The 16306-nt window shown below is 72.6% G+C and carries 2 protein-coding genes; both read left to right on the top strand.

Going from position 1 to position 16306, the window contains the following annotated elements; genetic code table 11:
• The first annotated feature begins 240 nt into the window (after window positions 1–240).
• Entirely contained in the window at window positions 241–6657 is a 6417-nt protein-coding gene (locus tag N5I75_RS15900) for a type I polyketide synthase (RefSeq protein WP_476678176.1), read from the top strand.
• A 63-nt stretch (window positions 6658–6720) separates the two neighbouring features.
• Window positions 6721–16224, top strand: coding sequence for a type I polyketide synthase (locus tag N5I75_RS15895; RefSeq protein WP_476678059.1), 9504 nt, complete (start codon window positions 6721–6723; stop codon window positions 16222–16224).
• The last annotated feature ends 82 nt before the right edge of the window (window positions 16225–16306 follow it).

Raw genomic sequence — 16306 nt, 5'->3', positions numbered from 1 at the left:
CCCTTCGACCCCGACCGGCTCCCCGCCCCCGCGCGGACGCGCGGAAGCGACCTGTACACCGTCACATGGAGCCCGGTCGGCGCCGCCGCTACCGGGACACCGGACGCGACTTTCGCGCACCACACCCCGGACGAACTGCTCGCCGCTCTGGCAGGGGTACCGGATATCTCCTTCCCGGACCTGGTCGTCGTCCCGTGGGAGTCCTCCCAGTCCGGGTCCGACTCGGACCTGGCAGCCGAAGTGCACACCGCCACTTCCCAAGCCCTCACCCTCCTCCAGCACTGGCTCGCCGACCCTCGAACGGCCGGCGCGCGCCTGCTCGTGCTCACGCGAGGCGCGGCCGCCGCCCTCGACGGCGAGACCGTGACGGACCTGACCGGCGCCGCCGTCCGCGGCCTGTTCAAGTCCGCCGCCTCGGAGAACCCCGGCCGGATCCTGCTCCTCGACGCCGATGCCGCCCCCACCGACGAGGAGCTGAAGGACGCCGCACGGCACGGCCACGACGAACTCGTGCTGCGCGACGGGCAATTGCTTGCCCCGAGCCTCTCGCTCGCCCCGGCCGCCGTCGAGCACCCGAGCGGCGCCGTCCTCCCGGCCGACCGCGCCCTCTTCCCGGCCGACCGCGCCCTCTTCCCGGCCGACCGCGCCGTCTTCCCAGCCGACCGCACCGTCCTCATCACCGGAGGCACCGGAAGCGTCGGATCGGCGGTCGCCCGCCACCTCGTCACCCGGCACGGAGTGCGCCATCTGCTCCTCGTGACCCGACGCGGGGCGCAGGCCCCCGGAGCCGCCGAGCTCACGGCCGAACTCACCGCCCTCGGAGCCCGGGTCGCCGTCGTCGCCTGTGATGTCACGGACCGCGACGCCCTCGCCCAGGCGATCGACGGCCTGCCGCCCGCGCACCCGCTCGGCGCCGTGGTGCACGCGGCGGGCACACTCGACGACGGCGTCATCACCTCGCTGACCCCCGACCGGCTCGCCACGGTGCTGCGCCCCAAGGTCGACGCGGCGGTCAACCTCCACGCACTGACCCGCGACCTCGACCTCTCGGCGTTCGTCCTCTTCTCCTCGGCCGCCGCCACGTTCTCCGGCCCCGGGCAGGGCAACTACGTCGCCGCGAACGCCTTCCTCGACGCCTACGCCGGCCGCCTGCGCGCGGAGGGCCGCCCGGCCGTGTCCATCGCCTGGGGCCTGTGGGAAGCGGACAGCACGATGACGCGGGGCCGCACCGACGCCGCGCACCTTCGCGCCACCCGCAACGGCATCGGCGCCCTGCCCACCGAGGACGCCCTCGACCTCTTCGACCGCGCCCTGTCGCACACCGGGAGCGTGCCCCTGCCGCTCCGCCTCGACCGTGCGGCACTGCGCCGGGCCGCCGACCGGCTTCCCCCGCTGCTGCGCGCCCTGGCCGGCCGGCCCGCGCTGCGTACGGCCGCCGCGTCCGCCGCGTCCGCCGGGCAGACGGGTCCGGGTTCCGCCCTCGGGCTCCTCGGTCTGCCGGAGGCGCGCCGCAGGGACGCGGCCGGCGAACTCGTCCGCACAGCGCTGGCCACCGTGCTGGGACACGCCCCGGGTACGGCCATCAGCCTCGACACGCCCTTCAGGCAACTGGGGCTCGACTCCCTGACCGCCCTCGAACTGCGCAACTCCCTTGCCCACGCGACAGGCGTCCCCCTGCCGGCGACCCTGGTCTTCGACCACCCCACCCCCGAAGCGGTCATGGAGTTCCTCCTCTCGGAACTGGCACCCGCCGAGTCGGCCGACGCCTCCGTAGTGGCCCGTACCGCCAAGGTGGCCTCGCCCGCCGACGAGCCCATCGCCATCATCGGCATGAGCTGCCGCTTCCCGGGCGGCGTCGAGACCCCCGAACAGTTCTGGGAGCTTCTCCTCGAAGGGGAGGACGCCATCGGCGACTTCCCCGCCGACCGAGGCTGGGACAACCTCGACGCCCTGAGCGACCTGGACGCCGACGGCTCCGGCCCCTCGGCCTACACCCGACTCGGCGGCTTCCTCTCGGACGTCGGCGCCTTCGACGCGGACTTCTTCGGGGTGTCGCCGCGTGAGGCACTGGCGATGGACCCGCAGCAGCGACTGTTGCTGGAGGCGTCGTGGGAGGCGGTGGAGCGGGCCGGCATCGACCCGCGCTCCCTGCGCTCCAGCCTCACCGGTGTCTTCGCCGGAACCAACGGCCAGGACTACCCCACCCTGCTCGGCCTGTCGGAGGGCGACTTCGGCGGTTACGTCGGCACAGGCAACGCGGCGAGCGTGGCATCGGGCCGAGTGTCGTACGTACTCGGTCTCGAAGGACCGGCGGTGACCGTGGACACGGCCTGCTCGTCCTCCCTCGTCGCCCTCCACCTCGCCGCACAGTCGCTGCGCGCCGATGAGTGCTCCATGGCCCTCGTCGCGGGCGCCACCGTGATGTCCACGCCTGCCGCCTTCGTGGAGTTCAGCCGGCAGGGCGGGCTTGCGGGTGACGGCCGGTGCAAGGCGTTCTCCGACGACGCCGACGGTACGGGTTGGGGTGAGGGTGTCGGCGTGCTGTTGGTGGAGCGGCTGTCGGATGCGCGTCGCAATGGGCATCGCGTCCTGGCGGTGGTGCGGGGTTCGGCGGTCAATCAGGACGGTGCGTCGAACGGTCTGACGGCGCCGAACGGTCCGTCGCAGCAGCGGGTGATCCGTGCGGCGTTGGCGTCGGCGGGTCTGTCGGCGGCGGATGTGGATGCGGTGGAGGCGCACGGTACGGGCACCAAGCTCGGTGACCCGATCGAGGCGCAAGCCCTCTTGGCGACATACGGGCGAGAGCGGGCCGGGGACCGTCCGTTGTGGCTGGGCTCGGTGAAGTCGAACCTGGGTCACACGCAGGCTGCGGCCGGTGTCGCGGGTGTCATCAAGATGGTGGAGGCACTCCGCCACGGGGTGCTGCCCGCAACCCTGCACGCGGACGAACCGTCCTCGCACGTGGACTGGTCGTCGGGTGCGGTGCAGTTGCTCACTGAGCGGCAGGTGTGGCCGTCGTCGGAGGAGCGTCCGCGTCGTGCGGGTGTGTCGTCCTTCGGTCTCAGCGGCACCAACGCCCACGTCATCCTGGAAGAGGCGCCCCGGGAGAGTGTGGAGCAGCCGGTGGTGCCGACTGCCATGCCGGTGGTGCCGTGGGTGCTGTCCGGCCGCGGCCACGACGCCCTGCGCTCCCAAGCCGCCCGCCTGCACGCCTATGCACAGGCCAATACCGACATCGCCCCAGAGGCCGTCGCCGGAGCCCTGGTCGCGAGCCGGACGCCCTTCGAGAGCCGTGCCGTCGTCCGGGGCCGCGACCGTGCGGAACTCCTGGAGGGGCTCGAACGCCTGGCCCAGAACGACCAGGCGGCCAATGTGACCCGTGGGTCGTCGACAGGACACGGAAAAACGGCGTTCCTGTTCTCGGGGCAGGGTGCGCAGCGTCCGGGTATGGGGCGTGAACTGTACGCATCCTTCCCGGTGTTCGCGGAGGCCTTCGATGCCGTGATCGCGGAGGTGGGGGAGGAGCTGCGGGATGTCGTGTTCGGTGATGACGCCGAGCGGCTGAATCGTACGGAGTGGACGCAGCCCGCATTGTTCGCGGTCGAGGTGGCCCTGTTCCGTCTGGTGGAGTCGTTCGGGATCCGTCCCGACTTCCTCATCGGTCACTCCATCGGTGAGATCGCTGCCGCGCATGTGGCGGGGGTGATGTCGCTCCAGGACGCGTGTGCCTTGGTCGTGGCGCGTGGCCGGTTGATGCAGGAGTTGCCTGCTGGTGGGGTGATGGTGGCCGTGGAGGCTTCCGAAACCGAGGTGCTTCCGCTGCTGCGGGACGGTGTGTCGATCGCTGCCGTGAATGGTCCGCAGGCTGTGGTGATCGCGGGTGTTGAGGCGGCTGTCGAGCAGGTCGCCTCCGAACTCAAGGAGCAGGGGCGGCGTACGTCCCGTCTGCGTGTCTCGCACGCGTTCCATTCATCGCTCATGGAGCCGATGCTCGACGCCTTCCGCGAGGTAGCTGAGCGGATCACCTACGCGCCCCCGTCGATCCCGGTCGTGTCGAACGTGACCGGACACCTCGCCATCGAGAGCGAGTTGGCGTCGGCCGACTACTGGGTGCGGCATGTCCGTGAGGCGGTGCGTTTCGCCGACGGTGTGGGTGCGCTGGCCGAGCAGGGCGTGACCCGGTTCCTGGAGATCGGCCCCGACGGCACCCTCACCGCCCTCGCCCAGAACGGTGTCCCGGACGACGACGCCTCCCTCTTCGTCTCGTTCCTGCGCAAGGACCGCGACGAGGTGGACGCCCTCGTGTCGGGTATGGCCGCCGGTTACACGGCCGGCGTCCCTGTCGACTGGTCAGCCGTGACCGGGGCCGGCCCGACGGTCGGCGTGGACCTGCCCACGTACGCCTTCCAGCGTGAGCGGTTCTGGCCGCAGACCAAGCGCAGCGAGACCGCCCCGAGCGCGAGCCTCGACGCCTGGGAGCCCGCTGGGATCGAGGAAGCGCGCGAACTGGCCGGCGTGCTGGACATCAGCGAGGACGTCGTGCAGGAGGTCCTCTCGGGGTTCTCCGCCCGGCGCCGGGAGCGGACGGCGCGGGCCGCGGTGGACGGTTGGCGGTACCGCGTCGACTGGGAGGAAGTGGTTCCGGTGGCCGGCGCGGGCCGTACGGGCCGCTGGCTCGTACTCCACCCCGAGGGCGACGCGGCGCTGGTCGACACCGTGACCGCGGCCCTGCCCGGACCACTGCTCCTGCCCCTCCCCGAGCACCCCGACCGGGCGGAGCTGACCGCCGCCGTCGTCGAGACCGTCGCGCAGACGCGGGAGCGGGTCGCGGGAGTGCTGGTGCTGCCCGGAACGGTGGCGCAGGCGCTCCTCGCCACGCAGGCACTCGGCGACGCCGAGATCGGCGTACCCGTGTGGTGGGTCACCCAGGGAGCGGTCAAGGCCGGACGGTCCGCTGACGGCCCGTTGCGGCCTGAGCAGAGCGCTGTCTGGGGGCTCGGCCGCGTCGCCGCCCTGGAGCACCCCGAGCGCTGGGGCGGACTCGTCGACCTGCCGGAGACCTCCGACAGCGACACCGCCCGCCTTCTCGCGGACATCGTCGCCTCCACGAAGGAGGACCAGGTCGCCGTACGGGACGGCCGGGTCTTCGCCAGGCGCTTGCGGCAGGACATGGCACCGCAAGGCACCGGGCAGGGCTGGAAGCCTTCCGGACCCGTACTCGTCACCGGTGGCACAGGTGCCCTCGGCGCCCATGTCGCCCGATGGCTCGTCCGGCAGGGCGCCGAAGAACTGGTTCTCACCAGCCGCCGCGGCGAGAAGGCCGACGGTGCGACCGAACTCGGCGCGGAGCTCCGTGCGTTGGGAGCGCGGCAGGTGAGCGTCGAAGCCTGCGACCTCGCGGACCGGGACGCCGTCGGCGCGCTGCTCGCCCGGCACCGGTTCGACGCCGTCTTCCATGCGGCGGGGGTCCCGGACCACATGCCCTTCGACGCCATCGACACCGCGCACCTTGAGCGGACAGCAGGGGCGAAGGCGCACGGCGCCGTCCATCTGGACGAGCTGACACGGGACCGGGACCTGAGCGCGTTCGTGATGTTCTCGTCGATCGCCGCCGTCTGGGGAAGCGGTGCCCAGGGCGCCTACGCGGCGGCCAACGCCTGGGCCGACGCCGTGGTGGAGGACCGCCGCGCCGCCGGGCACGCCGCTGTCTCCGTGCAGTGGGGCCCGTGGGCGGGCGGCGGGATGGTGTCGAGCGCGGGCGCCGCGCAGCTGCGACGGCAGGGGCTGCGGGTCATGGCACCCGAGCGCGCCCTGCTGGCACTCGCGTCCGCCATGGACACGATGAACGCGATGAACACGAAGAACGCGATGGATGCCATGGGCGCGGTGGAGGGGCCCGGCGGCTCGGTGGTCGTCGCCGACGTGGAGTGGGAACGTTTCGCTCCCGCGTTCACCGTCCGCCGCGACAGCCCGCTCCTGACCGGCCTTCCCGGCGTCGACGCCGTCACCCCCGCCGCCACTACGGACCCCGATGCCGGTGACGCCCGCGCCGCCCTCGTCGCACGCCTCGCGAACCGTCCGGAGAAGGAGCGCCGACGGGCCCTGCACGACCTCGTACGTGCACGTGCGGGCGCCGTGCTCGGCCGCTCGACGGGTACGGCCCTGGACCTCGACCGGTCCTTCCGGGACATCGGTTTCGACTCCCTCACAGCGGTGGAGCTCCGCAACCACCTCCACGAGGAGACCGGACTGCGGCTCCCGACGACCCTCGTCTTCGACCACCCGACGCCACGACACCTCGCCGACCGGCTGCACGAGGAGCTCTTCGCCGACGCGGCCGACACGATCGGCGCGACCGACGCGGACGCGGCACAGAGCGACCACGAGACCTCGCTGCGCACCGCCCTGGCCGCGATCCCCTTCGCCCGCTGGCAGGAGAGCGGCCTGCTCACGGCCGTCCTGTCCCTGGCGCGGACCGGTTCGGGTTCGGGCGCCGCCGCCGACGCCGCGAACGGGCCGGCCGGGCCCACCGGGTACGGCACCGCCCGCGTCCTCACTCGGCCCGACGGCACACCCGCGCCCGACGATCCCGACGCGATCGACGCGATGGACGTCGACGCACTCGTTCAGCTGGCCCTGGGCGACTCCACCCCCTGAAACACCTGCCCACCGCCCCTCCCCGTCCGCCCGCGTACGGACCACGAACCAGTGGAGCTGAGCATGTCCACCTCCGAAGAGCGCGTCGTCGCCGCGCTGCGCGCCTCTCTCTCCGAGAACGAGCGCCTGCGCCGGCAGAACGACGAACTCGCCCGCGCCGCCTCCGAGCCGATCGCCATCATCGGCATGGCCTGCCGCTACCCGGGCGACGTCACCGACCCGGACCGGCTGTGGGAGCTGGTGCTGTCCGGCGTCGACGCCATCACCCCGTTCCCGGCGGACCGGGGGTGGGACACGGCGGGCGACGCCGCGCGGAACGTCACCGGGCAGGGCGGTTTCGTCACCACGGCGACCGACTTCGACGCCAACTTCTTCGGGGTGTCGCCGCGTGAGGCACTGGCGATGGACCCGCAGCAACGCCTCGTCCTGGAGACGTCCTGGGAGGCCCTCGAACGCGGAGGCCTGGACCCCACCTCCGTACGAGGCAGCCGTACCGGCGTGTTCGTCGGATGCAGCAACCAGAACTACGGCGCGGTCTCCGGCGACGACGACCTGCCCGAGGGCATCGAGGGCCACCTGCTGACCGGCAATGCCGCGAGCGTCGTCTCGGGCCGTGTGTCGTACGTGCTGGGCCTCGAAGGTCCAGCGGTGACGGTGGACACCGCCTGCTCGTCGTCGCTGGTGGCTCTGCATCTGGCGGGGCAGGCACTGCGCGCGGGGGAGTGCGACCTGGCGTTGGCGGGCGGTGTGACGGTGATGTCGACGCCCGACGTCTTCGGCGAGTTCAGCCGGCAGGGCGGGCTTGCGGGTGATGGCCGGTGCAAGGCGTTCTCCGACGACGCCGACGGTACGGGCTGGGGTGAGGGCGTTGGTGTGCTGTTGGTGGAGCGGCTGTCGGACGCGCGTCGCAACGGGCATCGGGTGCTGGCGGTGGTGCGGGGTTCGGCGGTCAATCAGGACGGTGCGTCGAATGGTCTGACGGCGCCGAACGGTCCGTCGCAGCAGCGGGTGATTCGTGCGGCGTTGGCGTCGGCGGGTCTGTCGGCGGCGGACGTGGACGTGGTCGAGGCGCATGGCACGGGCACCAAGCTCGGTGACCCGATCGAGGCGCAGGCCCTCTTGGCGACATACGGGCGAGAGCGGGCCGGGGACAGTCCGTTGTGGCTGGGCTCGGTGAAGTCGAACCTGGGTCATACGCAGGCGGCGGCCGGTGTCGCGGGTGTGATCAAGATGGTCGAGGCGCTGCGGCACGGAGTGCTGCCCGCCACCCTGCACGCGGACGAGCCGTCCTCGCACGTGGACTGGTCGTCCGGTGCGGTCCGCCTGCTCACCGAGCCGCAGAGGTGGCCGTCGTCGGAGGATCGTCCGCGTCGTGCGGGCGTGTCGTCCTTCGGTCTCAGCGGCACCAACGCCCACGTCATCCTGGAGGAGGCCCCGGAGCCGGAACCGCAGGTCGAGATCTCCCGTTCCGGCCCGACCGCCTGGCCCCTCTCGGGCCGAACCGAGGACTCCCTACGAGCCCACGCCCGCGCCCTCGCGGCCTTCGCCGACAGCCACCCCGCTGTCGAGCCTGCCCGGGTGGGCCTCGCCCTGGCGACAACACGTACGCACTTCGAGCACCGCGCGGTCGTCATCGCTGACGACACCCCGGCACTCACGAACGCCCTCACCGCCCTCGCCGACGGCACGGCAGGAGCGAAGTTCACGATCGGGCAAGACCGTGGAGACCAGCCGCAGGCGTTCCTGTTCTCTGGCCAGGGTGCGCAGCGTCCGGGTATGGGGCGTGAACTGTACGCGGCCTTCCCGGTGTTCGCGGAGGCCTTCGATGCCGTGTGCGCGGAGGTGGGGGAGGAGCTGCGGGATGTCGTGTTCGGTGATGATGCCGAGCGGCTGAACCGTACGGAGTGGACGCAGCCCGCGCTGTTCGCGGTCGAGGTCGCGCTCTATCGCCTGGTGGAGTCGTTCGGGGTGCGCCCGGACTTTCTCATCGGTCACTCCATCGGTGAGATCGCTGCCGCGCATGTGGCGGGGGGGATGTCGCTGGAGGACGCGTGCGCCTTGGTGGTGGCGCGTGGGCGGTTGATGCAGGAGTTGCCCGCCGGTGGCGTGATGGTCGCCGTCGAGGCGGCGGAGGCGGAGGTGCTTCCGCTGCTGCGGGACGGTGTGTCGATCGCTGCCGTGAATGGTCCGCAGGCTGTGGTGATCGCGGGTGTTGAGGCGGCTGTCGAGCAGGTCGCCTCCGAACTCGCAGAGCAGGGCCGGCGTACGTCCCGTCTGCGTGTCTCGCACGCGTTCCATTCATCGCTCATGGAGCCGATGCTCGACGCCTTCCGCGAGGTAGCTGAGCGGATTACCTACGCGCGCCCGTCGATCCCGGTCGTGTCGAACGTGACGGGAAAGCTGGCCGCAGATGGCGAGTTGGCGTCGGCCGACTACTGGGTGCGACATGTGCGAGAGGCGGTGCGTTTCGCCGACGGTGTGGGTGCGCTGGCCGAGCAGGGCGTGACCCGGTTCCTGGAGATCGGCCCCGACGGCACCCTCACCGCCCTCGCCCAGAACGGTGTCCCGGACGACGACACCTCCCTCTTCGTGTCGATGCTGCGCAAGGACGACCCGGAACACACCGCTGTCCTCCGCGCGATGGCGCAGGTCCATGTGGACGGCGGGGAGATCGACTGGCCTGCCGTGCTGAGGACCGGTGGCGGTGACCGTACGGTCGAGCTGCCCACGTACCCGTTCCAGCGCCGCCGCTACTGGCTCGCCCCGAACGAACCGTCCCCCGGCGCCCCCGCAGGACCGGCGCGGGCCTCCGCGGTGGTCGACGCCGAGTTCTGGGCCGCCATCGAGCGCGAGGACCTTCCGTCGCTGGCCGCCGATCTCGCCCTGGAGCCGGAGGCCCTGGGCCCGGTGGTACCGGCGTTGTCGAAGTGGTACCGGCAGCGCCAGGACCGGGCGGCGCTCGACGCGCTGCGGTACGAGGTCTCGTGGCGTCCGCTGACCCGGGACGACGAGACAACCGGCATGGGCGGTCAGTCCCGTACCGGACACTGGGCGGTGCTGATACCCGCCGACCTGGATCCCGAGTCGCGCACCATGGCAGACGACCTCCTCCAGGGCCTGCGCAAGCAGGGGCTCACGGCGCACGTCGCCGAAGTGGACCCCACCGACCTCACCGGCCCCACCGGCCCTGCCGCCTGTGCCGAAGCCATCGCAGGGGCCGCGAAGCCCGACGCCAGGCAGCGCCTGGACGGAGTCCTGTCCCTGCTCGGTCTCGCCGCGTCCGGTGACCCGGCCGCCGGCACCCTGTCCGCGCTGCGGGCGGTCGCCGAGTCGTCGGAACCGGGCGTACGACTGTGGGCCCTTACCCGGGGCGCCGTCGGCGTCGGAGGTGCCGATCCCGTCGTCCGGCCCGAGCAGAGCGCGGTGTGGGGGCTGGGGCGCGTCGCCGCCCTGGAACACCCGGACGTGTGGGGCGGGTTGATCGACCTGCCCGCCCGGGTGGACGACCGGGTGTGCGCGCGGCTCGCCGTCGCCCTGACACGTCTGAAGCCCGGTGAGGACCAGCTCGCCGTACGGGCGCACGGCATCTTCGGCCGCAGGCTGTCAGCGGCGGCGCCACTGCCCGCGCGGACGGTGGGCTGGACGCCCGGCGGGACGGTGCTCGTCACCGGAGGCACCGGAGCCCTGGGCGCGCACGTCGCCCGCTGGGCGGTGGAACGAGGGGCCCGGTCCGTGCTCCTCGTCAGCCGCCGGGGCGATGCGGCACCGGGCGCCGACGAACTGCGCGCGGAACTGGAGCAGAGGGGCGCCGAGGTCACGCTGGCCGCCGCCGACATCTCCGAGCGCGACCAACTCGCCGCGCTGCTCGCCGAGCACCGGATCGACGCGGTCTTCCACACGGCCGGTGTCCTGGACGACAGCACGCTGCTGGCGGCCGACGCCGAACGCCTCGACAAGGTGCGAGCCCCCAAAGCGACGGGCGCCCTCCTCCTCGACGAACTGACCCGGAGCCACGACCTCTCCGCGTTCGTTCTCTTCTCCTCGCTGGCCGGCGCGCTGGGGAGCCCGGGTCAGGGGGCCTACGCCGCCGCCAACGCCGTCCTCGACGCGCTCGCGGAACGGCGACGCGCGGAAGGTCTTCCGGCCACCTCCATCGCCTGGGGCCCGTGGGCCGGCGACGGCATGGCGGCGGGGTCCGGCGGGCGCCGCCGCGGCCAGGGCGCCATGACGGCGCTCGACCCCCGCCGCGCGCTCTCGGCCCTCGGTGCCGTGCTCGACGCGGGAGCGGCCACCGAACTGATCGTGGACGCCGACTGGGACCGCTTCGTCCCCGCCTTCACCACCGCCCGCCCCAGCGCACTCCTCACGCCACTGGCCCCAGCGCGTCCCGCCGCGGAAACGCGAGGTGCCGACGGGCCCGGAGACGATCTGCGCTCAAGAGCGGCCGGCCTGCCGCGCGACGCCGGACAGCGTCTCGTGCTGGAGGAGGTGCAGAGGCTCGCGGCCGTGATGCTGGGACACGACGGTCCCGAACAGGTCGGCGCCGAGCGGGCGTTCCGCGATCTGGGCGTGGACTCGCTGATCGCGGTGGAGCTGCGCAACGTCCTGGCGGCCGTGTCCGGCGTGACGCTCCCGGCGACGGCGGTCTTCGACCACCCCACGCCCCAGGCCCTCGCGGCCCACATCTACAACGAACTGTTCGAGGACGAGCCGACCTCGGCCGCCGCAACAGCCGTGGCGGCGGTGGACGAGCCGGTCGCGATCGTCGGAATGGCGTGCCGCTTCCCGGGCGGCGTGGAGTCGCCCGAAGACCTGTGGGACCTGCTCCTCGACGGCCGCGACGGCATCACCGACTTCCCCGCCGACCGAGGATGGTCAGCTCTGGAGAACATCTACGACCGCTACGCGCAGGCTGACGGCGGGACTCCGGACTACGGCCAGGGCGGCTTCCTGTCGAACGTCGGCGGTTTCGACGCGGAGTTCTTCGGGGTGTCGCCGCGTGAGGCGCTGGCGATGGACCCGCAGCAGCGACTGTTGCTGGAGGCGTCGTGGGAGGCGGTGGAGCGGGCGGGGATCGATCCGCGGTCGTTGCGGGGCAGCCGTACGGGTGTGTTCGCCGGGACGAACGGTCAGGATTATCCGGCGCTGTTGAGCCTGTCCGAGGGTGACTTCGGGGGCTATGTCGGGACCGGGAACGCGGCGAGTGTGGCGTCGGGCCGGGTGTCGTATGTGCTGGGTCTTGAGGGTCCGGCGGTGACGGTGGACACCGCCTGCTCGTCGTCGCTGGTGGCTCTGCATCTGGCCGCGCAGGCGTTGCGGGCGGGGGAGTGTGAGCTGGCGTTGGCGGGCGGTGTGACGGTGATGTCGACGCCGGGTGCGTTCGTGGAGTTCAGCCGGCAGGGCGGGCTTGCGGGTGATGGCCGGTGCAAGGCGTTCTCCGATGACGCAGACGGCACGGGCTGGGGTGAGGGCGTTGGTGTGCTGCTGGTGGAGCGGCTGTCGGATGCGCGTCGCAACGGGCATCGGGTGTTGGCGGTGGTGCGGGGTTCGGCGGTCAATCAGGACGGTGCGTCGAATGGTCTGACGGCGCCGAACGGGCCGTCGCAGCAGCGGGTGATCCGCGCCGCGTTGTCCGCGGCCGGTCTGTCGGTCGCGGACGTGGATGCGGTGGAGGCGCACGGCACGGGCACCAAGCTCGGTGACCCGATCGAGGCGCAGGCCCTCTTGGCGACCTACGGGCGGGAACGCGCCGAGGGCAGTCCGTTGTGGCTGGGCTCGGTGAAGTCGAACCTGGGGCACACACAGGCCGCTGCGGGTGTCGCCGGTGTCATCAAGATGGTGGAGGCACTCCGTCACGAGGTGCTGCCCGCGACCCTGCACGCGAAGGAGCCGTCCTCGCACGTGGACTGGTCGTCGGGTGCGGTGCGGTTGCTCACTGAGCGGCAGGTGTGGCCGTCGTCGGAGGATCGTCCGCGTCGTGCGGGTGTGTCGTCCTTCGGTCTCAGCGGCACCAACGCCCACATCATCCTGGAAGAGGCGCCTGCCGACGCCGCCCCCCAGTCCTCTGCGCCGGACGACGGCGGCGCCGCACTGCCCTGGCTGCTCAGCGGACGGAGCGAGGCCGCTCTCCGCGCCCAGGCCGGGCGGCTGCTCACCGTGATCGAGGAGCGCGACATCGCCGCGTCCGTCCGGATGGCCCGGGCTCTGGCGACGACCCGTAGCTCCTTCGAGCAGCGCGCCGTCGTCCTCGCCTCCACGCACGAAGAGCTCGCGGAGGAGCTTCGGAACCTGCACTCGGGTGAGACGGGCCTGCGCACTGTCGTGGGAGAGGCCCGCAGCGGTGGCCGCACGGCCTTCCTGTTCTCGGGGCAGGGTGCGCAGCGGCTCGGCATGGGGCGTGAACTGTACGACGCCTTCCCCGTGTTCGCGGACGCCTTCGACGCCGTGTGCGCGCACGTGGGCGAGGAGTTGCGGGACGTCGTGTTCGGCGACGACGCCGAGCGCCTCGATCGCACCGAATGGACGCAGCCCGCGTTGTTCGCGGTCGAGGTGGCGTTGTTCCGTCTGATCGAGTCGTTCGGGATCCGTCCCGACTTCCTCATCGGTCACTCCATCGGTGAGATCGCTGCCGCGCATGTGGCCGGAGTGATGTCGCTGGAGGACGCGTGTGCCCTGGTGGTCGCGCGTGGCCGGCTGATGCAGGAGTTGCCTGCCGGTGGCGTGATGGTGGCCGTGGAGGCGGCCGAGGACGAGGTGCTGCCCCTGCTGGTCGACGAGGTGTCCGTCGCCGCCGTCAACGGCCCGCAAGCCGTCGTGATCGCGGGTGTCGAGAAGGCCGTCCTCACGGTCGCCGAGGAGCTGAAGCGGCAGGGGCGGCGCACGTCCCCACTGCGCGTCTCGCACGCGTTCCACTCACCGCTCATGGAGCCGATGCTCGACGCCTTCCGCGAGGTGGCCGAGCGAATCGCTTACGCGCCCCCGTCGATCCCCGTCGTGTCGAACGTGACCGGAAAGACGGCTGCCGAGGGCGAGTTGGCGTCGGCCGACTACTGGGTCCGCCACGTCCGCCAGGCCGTCCGCTTTGCCGACGGTGTCGACGCGCTCGCCGCCGAAGGCGTGACCCGGTTCCTGGAGATCGGTCCGGACGCCACCCTCACCGCCCTCACGCAGAACTGCGTCCCGGACGGCGACGCCCTGGCCGTACCCGTCCTCCGCAAGGACGGTTCCGAGTACGTGGCCGTACTCCGGGCGCTGGCCAAGCTTCATGTGGACGGTGGGGAGGTGAGCTGGGCCCCCGTACTCGGTGACGGCCCGGCCGCCGAACCGGTGGACCTGCCCACCTACGCGTTCCAGCGCACGCACTTCTGGCCCACTGTCACCGGTGCCGCCGCCGCGGCGGCGGCCGGACCGGGCTCCTGGGACGACGCGTCGTTCTGGTCGATCGTCGAGGACGGGGCGCAGGACCTGGCCGACACGTTGGGGGTGCCGCATGACGCGCTCAACGCCGTACTGCCTGCGTTGACCGAACTGCGCCGTGGACAGGTGGAGCGCGCCGAGGTCGACCGCTGGCGCTACGGCGTCACCTGGGAGCCGGTGACCCTGCCGTCCGCCGACTCCCTGCGTGGACGCTGGCTTCTGCTGCAAGCGCCCGGAACCGAGCCGCTGGCGGGGCTGGAGCGGTTCGTTCCCGGTCTTGAGCGGCTGACCTGCGATGCCTCGGACCGGGAGGGGCTCGTTCGGGCGCTGGAACCGGCCCTCGTAGGCGCGGAAGCGGCCGGTGTGCTGTCCTGCCTGGCGCTGCCCCGCACCAGCGCGGCTGAGTCCGGATCCGGGCCAGAGTCCGGATCCGGGCCGGAGTCCGGGCCCGAGTCGGATCAGTACGGCGTGGTGACCACGATGGCGCTCGTTCAGGCTCTCGGCGAGATCAAGGCGTCGGCGCCGCTGTGGGTCGCCACCCGCGCCGGATTCGGGCCCGAACGGGCGCCCGACGACCCGGCGCAGGCCGCCGTGTGGGGGCTGGGACGCGTGGCGGCCCTGGAGCACCCGGAGCGCTGGGGCGGCCTGATCGATCTGACCTCGCAGCCGAGTGACGATGAACTCGCTTCCGTAGTCGCCGTGTTGGCCAGTGGTGGCGAGGACCAGGTGACGTTGCGTGGCACGACCGTTCACGCCCGCCGTCTGCGCCCGGCAGTACCTGAGCTGCCCGCTCGGGCATCGGCCGCCACCTCCGGCGACGCCGGCAGCCCGCGTATACCGCGCAGCCTCCTCGTCACCGGCGGGACCGGCGCGCTCGGCGTGCGGGTCGCGGAGTGGTTCGCCGAGCACGGGACCAAGCAGTTCGTACTGGTGAGCCGCGGGGGTCCGGACGCCGACGGGTCGGCCGGCACGGTCGCGCGGCTGGAGGCGGCGGGCGCGGACCACGTCGAGGTCGTCGCGTGCGACGTCGCCGACCGTGCCCAGGTGGCCGCACTCCTCGCGGCGCACCGTGTCGACGGCATCGCCCACCTGGCCGGTGTCCTCGATGTCGGCCCGATCGACACGATGACGCCCGCTCAGGTGGAGCGGGCCGTCGCGGCGAAGGCGCGCGGCACGGTCCACCTGGACGAGTTGACGCGCGACCGGGACCTCGACGCGTTCGTGGTGTTCTCGTCGATCGCAGGAGTGTGGGGGAGCGGCGGCCAGGCGGCGTACGCGGCGGCGAACGCGTGGGCCGACGCCGTGGTCGAGCGGCGTCGTGCGCGCGGCGCGGCGGGTACCTCGGTGGCCTGGGGGCCCTGGGCGGGCGGCGGGATGGTCTCGGACACGGGCGCGGCGGAGCTGGAGCGCCGCGGCCTGCGGACGATGGACCCCCAGCGTGCCCTCGTGGGGCTGGAGAGGGCTCTGACGGCCCGGAGCGAGGGGCCGGTGGTCGTCGCCGACGTGGAGTGGCAGCGCTTCGTCCCGGCGTTCACCAGCCGCCGCCCCAGCCCGCTGCTGACCGGCCTGCCCCAGGCCGACGCGGTGACAGGAGCCCAGGAGGCCGCACCCGCGTCCGGCGGAGCACTGCCCGCACTGGTCGAACAGGTCGCCGCGCTGTCGCCGCAGGGGCGCGCCGATGCCCTGCTCGCTCATGTGCGGCGCGCCGCCGCGCAGGCCCTCGGGCACGCCGACATCACCGCCGTCGGCGCCGAGCGGGCCTTCCGCGACATGGGGTTCGACTCGCTCACCGCGGTCGAGCTGCGCAACGCCCTGATCAAGGACACCGGCCTGGCGCTCCCGACGACCCTGGTCTTCGACCACCCCTCGCCCGCCGCCCTCGCCCAGCATCTCGACGCCCAACTCGCCGGAAGAGGAGGGACGATGGCGACGATGCTGGCCGACCTGGAGGCCGGGATCGGCCGCATTCTGCAGGCCGGACCCGACCAGGACGCCCGTGCGCTGCTCAGTGCCCGGCTCAGGTCGCTCCTGGGCGAGATCGAGGCGGCGGACACCGGTGACGAGACGGACGGTCCCTCCCTCGGTGACCGCCTGGAGGGCGCCAGCGACGAGGAACTGTTCGACCTCATCAGCCGCGAGCTGGAGCAGTAGCGGGGCGGAGCGGTAACGCACTGCGGCCGTACCGACGCCGGCACAGTCGGCGTCGGTACGGCCGCCGTGGCCCTGCGGGGAT

The organism is Streptomyces sp. R818 (assembly GCF_056172735.1).
The sequence above is the reverse complement of the archived record's forward strand: the minus strand, read 5'-3'. Positions and strand labels throughout refer to the sequence as shown.

Bases quoted from the DNA above. Each gene is read 5' to 3' on its own strand.
- N5I75_RS15895 (WP_476678059.1), top strand. From the start codon at position 6,721: ATGTCCACCTCCGAAGAGCGCGTCGTCGCCGCGCTGCGCGCCTCTCTC.